The 7,575-nt window shown below is 41.5% G+C and carries 7 protein-coding genes; 6 read left to right on the top strand and 1 reads right to left on the bottom strand.

Going from position 1 to position 7,575, the window contains the following annotated elements:
- Nucleotides 1-348: 348 nt before the first annotated feature.
- The 5 genes from EKM78_RS05720 to EKM78_RS05700 all read left to right on the top strand — a co-directional run bounded on the left by EKM78_RS05720 (nucleotide 349) and on the right by EKM78_RS05700 (nucleotide 5,464).
- Nucleotides 349-1,200: an AraC family transcriptional regulator gene (locus tag EKM78_RS05720; RefSeq protein ID WP_125770276.1), complete on the top strand. Its 852-nt coding sequence runs from the start codon at nucleotides 349-351 to the stop codon at nucleotides 1,198-1,200.
- A 183-nt stretch (nucleotides 1,201-1,383) separates the two neighbouring features.
- The gene (locus EKM78_RS05715) at nucleotides 1,384-3,333 is read left to right on the top strand and encodes a glycoside hydrolase family 65 protein (protein ID WP_125770274.1); all 1,950 of its coding nucleotides are present in this window, start codon (nucleotides 1,384-1,386) and stop codon (nucleotides 3,331-3,333) included.
- A 6-nt stretch (nucleotides 3,334-3,339) separates the two neighbouring features.
- A complete protein-coding gene (locus EKM78_RS05710) occupies nucleotides 3,340-3,570 on the top strand; it encodes a glycosyl hydrolase family 65 domain-containing protein (protein WP_125770272.1) in 231 nt (76 codons plus the stop codon).
- Nucleotides 3,571-3,842: 272 nt separating this feature from the next.
- The gene (locus tag EKM78_RS05705; RefSeq protein ID WP_125770270.1) at nucleotides 3,843-4,919 is read left to right on the top strand and encodes an NCS2 family permease; all 1,077 of its coding nucleotides are present in this window, start codon (nucleotides 3,843-3,845) and stop codon (nucleotides 4,917-4,919) included.
- Between the two features lie 2 nt (nucleotides 4,920-4,921).
- Nucleotides 4,922-5,464, top strand: coding sequence for a phosphoribosyltransferase family protein (locus EKM78_RS05700; RefSeq protein ID WP_125770268.1), 543 nt, complete (start codon nucleotides 4,922-4,924; stop codon nucleotides 5,462-5,464).
- A 450-nt stretch (nucleotides 5,465-5,914) separates the two neighbouring features.
- Here the strand turns inward: EKM78_RS05700 and EKM78_RS13265 are convergent, their stop codons facing one another.
- On the bottom strand, nucleotides 5,915-6,046 hold the full coding sequence (locus EKM78_RS13265; protein WP_281273596.1) for a hypothetical protein: 132 nt from the start codon (nucleotides 6,044-6,046) through the stop codon (nucleotides 5,915-5,917).
- A gap of 137 nt (nucleotides 6,047-6,183) precedes the next feature.
- Here EKM78_RS13265 and EKM78_RS05695 point away from each other — a divergent pair, with 137 nt between their 5' ends.
- The gene (locus tag EKM78_RS05695; RefSeq protein WP_125770266.1) at nucleotides 6,184-7,575 is read left to right on the top strand and encodes an MFS transporter; all 1,392 of its coding nucleotides are present in this window, start codon (nucleotides 6,184-6,186) and stop codon (nucleotides 7,573-7,575) included.

Below are 7,575 nucleotides of genomic sequence, written 5' to 3'. Positions count from 1 at the left end.
GACCTTAGCGAAATGGCCAGTTTCCTCTACGGCATCAAGTGCCAATTTCACTTACGGCGTACATCTCACATTCACCTTATCAAAAAAAGGTGAGTAAATTAATTCTCCGTCAAGAATTAACTTACTCACCTATCTTAATCTGTTTCCACTTGGCGACGGAGGAGCTTAGTGGAAGACTCGTATTTGAGATCGTCGAAGTGGGTTTCTTCGAGGAGCTCAAATCGACGTCCACACCGTTCCACAGCGATATTTCCGGAACCCCCACAGGACCGGGAATGAACCTCCCCCCCCCCAACAATGTTATATAATCATATTAATAACCTCCAACAATAAAGGAGAAACTATAATATGCCTGCTTATTATGAAAATGTTATCTTTGACGACTCGCTTCCAGTTAAGGTTTTTCTTCATACTGATCCTGCTTGGAAAATTAAGGACGTTATGTCGCATTGGCACAACTCGATCGAATTGTGTTACGTCGTTAAGGGGGAACCTGGGAAGACGCGGATCAATGGACAGGAATTTCAGCTTACAGCTCATGAATTTTTCGTTATTGGTCCTAATGTTATTCATAGTTTCAATGCTGTGGTCGATCCTCGAAACGAAATTTTGACTTTGTTGCTGCCTTTGAATTGGCTATTTGATCAGATCGATGACTTTAATCAAATTCATTTCGAAATTGGTCCGCTTGATCTGACTGATCCAAAGTTTTCCAGCTTGCAGCTTGGTTTGGAAAAAATTGTTGAATATAAACGGGCTAAGAAACCGGATATTCAAGAACAAGTTCAGACTATCAGCGCGTTGCATTATGTGGCTGCGTTTGTTTTGAAGGAGATGAGTCGGTTTCAAGAGAAGGATTCCGGTTCTTTGAAGCTTGGCTCGCCCTTGATGATCCAATCGATCATGTCGCAGATGCAGAACAATTATTCAGAAAATATTACTGTAGCTCAGCTCAGTCAGGAACACCATATTTCGGAAGCTCACTTGATTCGGATTTTTAAAAAATATGTTGGAGTCTCTCCGAAGAGTTATTTGGTTCAAACTCGCTTAACTAAGGCTGCTCAGCTGTTGCGTCAAACGGATCAGCCGATTCATGAAATTGCTGAAGGAACTGGTTTTGGCTCGAATAAAAACTTTTTCGTGCTATTTAGGAAGCATTTTGAAATGACTCCCAATGAATATCGTCATCAAAATTCTTAGAAGTTTGCAAAAAAGATAGTTTAACCCGTTGAAATTTTTGAGAAAGCGACTAAGATAGATTCACTGATGTTAAAAAAGGTAATTATTCCAACTAAATTGTGGATTGGAATTTTTTTTAAATACTGTAAATTGATATTGTAAGCAATTTCATGATACAAATAATAGCCTTGAGGGAGGTATTTCATGGCAAATTTGAACGTTCTTAGTCTCACTGACTTAAAAAATCATCAACCACCATACTTAGAAACTATCTATTCGTTAGCAAACGGGCATTTTGGCATTCGTGCCAGTGATCCGATCGACCCCAGCCCGAGTAGTGGCACTTTAGTCAACGGTTATTACGAAAGCAATCCCATCGTCTACGGTGAATCGGCGGTCGGCTACGCGAAAAATCATCAAACGATCGTCAATTTACCTGATCTAAGACAAATATCTGTCGAAACCAGCGACGGCAAGTTGTTTGAAAAATCAGTTTTGAAAGTTTCTGACTTAAATTTAGAAACGGGATTATTGAATCAGTCTTATGTGTTATCGACCAAAGATAACGACTCGATTTATTTGAACTTAAGTTCAGTTATCGACCAAACTGATCAAACGGCATTAGCTTTGCGTTATGAGTTTGTCAAAAATAGTTATGCTGGCAAGATCAAAGTTACTAAGCCTCTAAAGACTGTCAAAAATGCTGATTCTAGCGACGATCCTCGTAAAGCTCGTCAAATAAAAAATTTGAACATCACATCTATTGTCGATGATGCTACTCAAAACAAAATACTCATCAAAACGCACAATAGTAAATTGGCTATTGCCATGGCCATTTCAGCTTTTTCCGGCACACTAAACGATTGGGAATTCGACCTTAACCAGAATAACGGCGTGGCCACTTACATCACTGGTGTTTCCAACATCGACTATCATCAAAAAACTCCCGCAATCGATTTGAGTAACTACAGTTTTGACAGTATCGCTGAAAGTTCCAAACAATATTGGCGAGAAATCTGGCACAATAGCCAGATCGAGATCGATGGCGACGATAAATTGACCCAAGCGATCCGTTACAATCTCTTTCAGCTGAACCAATCAGCTGGTCGCGATGGTCAGACCAATATCCCCGCCAAAGGGCTCAGTGGCAGCGGTTATGAAGGTCACTATTTCTGGGATACGGAAATGTACCTCCTACCTTATTTCACATATACTGATCCTAAAGTTGCCCGCGACTTGTTGGATTTTCGCTACAACACCCTCGATCAAGCTAAAAAACAAGCCAAAACTTTAGGCGTTGATCACGGTGTTTTATTCCCATGGCGGACTATCAACGGTCAAGAAGCCTCAGCTTATTACCCAGCAGGAACAGCGCAATATCACATCGATGGCGATATTGCTTACGCTGCTAACCGCTATTACGAAGCTACCATCGACAATGATTGGTTGATTCAAAAGGGCTTCGAATTAGTTTTAGAAACGGCTAGATTTTGGGTCAATTTCGGACATTACCGTGAGATCGATCATCAAAAGCGCTTTGAATTCACTGGCGTAACTGGTCCAAACGAATACACGGTCATGGTCGACAATAACTACTATACTAATCGGATCGCCAAGCATAATCTCAATCTCGCTGTCAGATTAGGCAAAATAGCCCACGCTCTAGCTCCAGAAAAATTTGAACAATTGAATGTAACGACAAAAGAGCTTCATCGATTCAGTGAGATATCGCAAGCTATCTACTTGCCATTCAATAGTGATCTACAAATAAATGCTCAAGATGACAGCTTTTTCAGCAAGCCTCTTTGGCCTTTTGATACAACGCCAAAAGAAAACTATCCACTGTTGCTGCACTATCATCCCCTAACAATTTATCGCCACCAAGTAGCTAAACAGGCGGATACTATCTTGGCTGAATTCTTGTTCCCACAAGATACTAACCAAGATCAGCTAAAACGTGAGTATGATTACTACGAAAAAATCACCACCCACGATTCATCCTTATCCAGATCAGTTTTCAGTATGGTAGCAGCCAGACTGAATGATTACAAGCAAGCCTACCAATATTTCATGGCTACGGCCACAATGGATTTAACTGACCTCCAAGGAAACACCGAAGACGGACTCCATCTCTCCAACTTAGGAGGCAGCTAGTTAGCCTTGACAGCCGGATTTGCTGGTATGACTCAAGAAAACGGCATCCTTCATTTAACTAACAACTTACCAAAACAATGGAACGCCTTATCCTTCAGGATCCGTCTGCAAAATAACCTCTTTAAAGTCACTTTGACGCATAACGACACCAATGTTGAATTGCTTGAAGGACCGGAAGCTAAAGTATTCATCAGTGGAGAAGAATTCTTAGTCAAGGATTGCGTAACAGAGAAATAAGCATTTAGTTCCTGGAAAAAAATCAACAATCAAAAATTGAACAAAAAACCTCTAGACGATTTTATAAGTCTGGAGGTTTTTTTCGGTCAATTTGTAATATTAATAAAAATAATGATGACCAAATAAGATAAACGTTAATATTCCTCTCTGAAAATTTAAACGAACACTATAGGGAAATAAAATTATAATATACGTTTATCAACAGTGTAAAACTGGATTTACCCTAATTTATATAGTATATTGTTCGTATTAACAGTAAAGGTGGAATTATCTTGCATTGGTTAGCTGATCTACTTGCCGCTATCGGCGTTGTTTTAAACGGGATACCTCAAGGGATCATGGCAATGACGCTAGGATTTGCCGTTTTCCCGACTGCTTTTTCATTCGGATTAGCCTCACTAGTCAACGGCGTTGCCGGGTCAGTTGCTCCGATTTCGTTTCAAGCGGAATCATTAGCCTTAACGGGGGATCTCGGTAAGGATCTCCGTGAACGTTCGTCAATTATCTTCTTCGGTGCTTCCATTATGCTGATCATCGGTTTAACTGGTACATTGACAAGGATCGTTGATGTCCTTGGCACTCAGATCATGTCTGGAATGATGGCTGGTGTTGGTTTGATGTTAGCAAAAATTGCCCTGCAAATGGCCAAGGAAAAATCCCATTTCGGTTGGATATCTATTGGCCTAGCAACGATAATGTATATTATCAGTCACGATCTCGTCTGGACTATAACCATTTCAGTGATCGGAACTAGTCTCTATGCCGTTTTCATTAAACATTATCGAGTCACTTTACCCGACCACGTTACAGCGCGCAAGTTCCAATTTGTCAAACCGCTGATCAGCCTCAAAGTCTTACGTGGTGCCCTCAGTTTAGCCTGTTTAAATATCGGCGCAAACATTTCCTACGGTTTGATCACGGGCCAAATGACTGGCCAAAAACCTAACCCGGTAGATTTGAATTTATTAACTAGCACTCAAGCACTAGCCGACTTCGGAACCAGTTTACTCGGTGGTGCACCCGTAGAAACGATCATATCTGCAACAGCCAGTGCTCCAGAACCATTAGTCGCCGGTATAATCATGATGCTGATCATGGCAGTGATCTTGCTATTAGGATGGTTGCCAAAAATAGGCCAGTATGTACCCAGTGCCTCAATAGCAGGCTTTTTATTAGTTCTAGGAGCAATCGTAATTTTTCCAGAAAATGCTGCAACAGCAATGCACGGTCCACTATCAACAGTCGCCGGCATAACATTAGTAGTAACAGCACTAGTAGATCCATTCATCGGACTATTAAGCGGTGCATTATTAAAATTCGTTTTACCACTATTAGGATTGGGGATCTAATTATGACAAAGACATACGAATTAACGATCGGACCATTAAAACGAGAATTACCACTGATCAAAATCAACCCAACAACAACAATCGCCTCATTCGTATTACTAGGAGATGCCGAATTAACCTGCTACGCCGCAAAACAATTAGGTCAAAAACTAGCAAACGTGGACTTTGACTACTTAGTAACCATGGAAAGTAAAGGAATCCCGTTAGCACAAGAATTAAGCGACCAAACCAATCACCCCCACTTCATAGTCTTACGCAAAAGCGTCAAAGATTACATGAACGATCCTCTGACCGAATCCGTCCACGCCATCACCACCAGCGCCAATCAAAAATTAGTCCTAGATAGATCCGACGCGGCATTGATCCGCAACAAGCGAGTAGTCATAGTAGACGACGTAATCAGCAGCGGCGGCTCACTAAACACGGCAAAATTACTCCTAAAAAAAGCAGGAGCAACCGTAGTCAAACAAATGTCCATCTTAGCAGAGGGCGAAGCAGCAAACAGAACCGACATCGACTACTTAGCCCCACTACCACTTTTTTAAGAGCAAAAATCATATAAAATTGAAATTTTGAATGAGACCTTAAAATAAATAAGAACACATAACCCCCTGGCTATTCGCCAGGGGGTTTTTAAGTCTAGAATTTTTCAATCACCAATAAAATGCCCTTTACCTTGCACTTAATTTTACCAACAATAATAGCAACTGAGATAGACATGTGAGAAATAGGACGGGCAAACAGTGCCAACTTGTACAAAATAAATCGGTAAAACTAAACAAAAAGGGGGAAGTTATATCTTTATTTAGACGGAGGGGCCCGGGAATACAGACCTCAGTACCCAAATTCCTCTTGGCGACGGAGGAGCTTAGAGAAAGACCGAGTTTTGAGATGCCTGGGCGAACTTCCCAGGTAGCTCAAAATCGCGTCGGGTACGTTCCCGACCTTAGTTGTTCGGTGGCGTAGACACCACCATAACCGGTTGCGCAAGTGCGTTAGCACTTACGTTCCTTTAACGTATCCCCGGGCCCCGGAGTCGGCATTGAACGTATCAACCAAAATACTACCTCTACCCCACTAACTAGACTAACAAAGCTCCATCCAAGTAAAACGCCACTGTCTGCCATTGCTCTCTTAGATCTATACTTCCCTATACCAAATGTCAAAAAAGGTAACTATTTGCGCAATCTAAGGCATTAATTTATAGGAAAATATTTATTATTATATGTATACGATTACAGGGACAACACAGGAGGAAAAACAAATGACCTGGAGCAAATGGAAACAGCGCATATTTTACGGAGCTACCGACATGGGTGGAAACCTGATCTGGCAAATGGTTGGGCTATACCTATTGTTCTATTACACCACAGTCCTAAATATCTCCGCCGCATTTGTAGGAACATTATTTCTCGTCGTTCGTTTTATCGATGCTTTTGACGGTATGTTCTTTGGTTACTTAATTGATCACACCAAATCAAAATACGGCAAATCCCGTCCTTATTTCTTATGGTTCGGCGTCCCGCTGGGGATCTTAGCCATGTTACTCTTCATCAACCCTAGTTTTGGAGGCAACGAGCTCTTTCAAAAAATCTGGATCAGCGTTGTCTACACCTTATTCAGTTTAGTTTACTCAGGTGCTAACACCCCGATCACGGCGATCCTACCTAGTTTGACTAAAAACAAAGAAGAAAGCGCCAACTTAGCTAGTGCTCGAATGGTAATGACTAACATCGGAACGACCGTGATCGCTGCGATCACATTACCGATCATCAACATGCTCGGTGGTCAAAATAGTGAAACAGCCTGGATGATCTGGGGCATCATTATCGGCAGTGTCATCATGCTCCTTTTCTTCTCAGCCTTCATCAATTTACGTGAACAGCCACTGGAAGAATCAGAAAATGAAGCCGACCAAATCGAAGGTCACCTTTCGATCAAAGAATCCTTCAAAGGTGCTTTTAAAAATCGTCCTTGGGTGATCCTATCAGTCAGTCTGATCTTGATCCAAACATTCTGGGTAACAAGAATGTCGGCCACTGTTTTTTACGTAACTTACGTTTACGATGCTAAAAAAGTTTTCAGTTTACTGATGGCCTTCACTATCACCTCAGTAATTGGGAACTTACTAGTCCCGATCCTCGCTAAAAAATTCAACAACCGTTCCATTATGACTGGTATCTTAATAGCTTTCATCATTGGCCAAGTAATTTCACCTCTTGGTATCAATTCAGGCAACGTAACTTGGCTCTTCATCGGTAACATCATCTCAATGATCACGATGGGTGGCGTCTTTACACTATCTTTCGTCATGATCGCCGATACCGTGGAATACTCACGTGTCGTTCAGAAAATCGAAGAACCAGGCTTTTTATCATCGATCCCGATGGTAGGTGCTAAAATTGGCATGGGCGTTGGTGGAGCAGTCTCCGGCTGGGTCCTAGCTTGGGGCGGATTTTCATCCAGCGCTACCGTTCAAAGTGCCAAAGCACTCAGTGCTATCAGTATCAATTTTATTTGGATCCCTGTACTCTTATCAATCGTTGTTATTACAATGATGCGCTTCTACAACTTAGACGAAAAACAATTATCAGTTGAAGATAATGACAAAGCAGAAGCAAATGGTTTGAAAGATGCTTCTATCGAAGAGGTTTAA

This window comes from Companilactobacillus furfuricola (assembly GCF_003946325.1).
Lineage (GTDB): Bacteria > Bacillota > Bacilli > Lactobacillales > Lactobacillaceae > Companilactobacillus > Companilactobacillus furfuricola.
The sequence above is the reverse complement of the archived record's forward strand: the minus strand, read 5'-3'. Positions and strand labels throughout refer to the sequence as shown.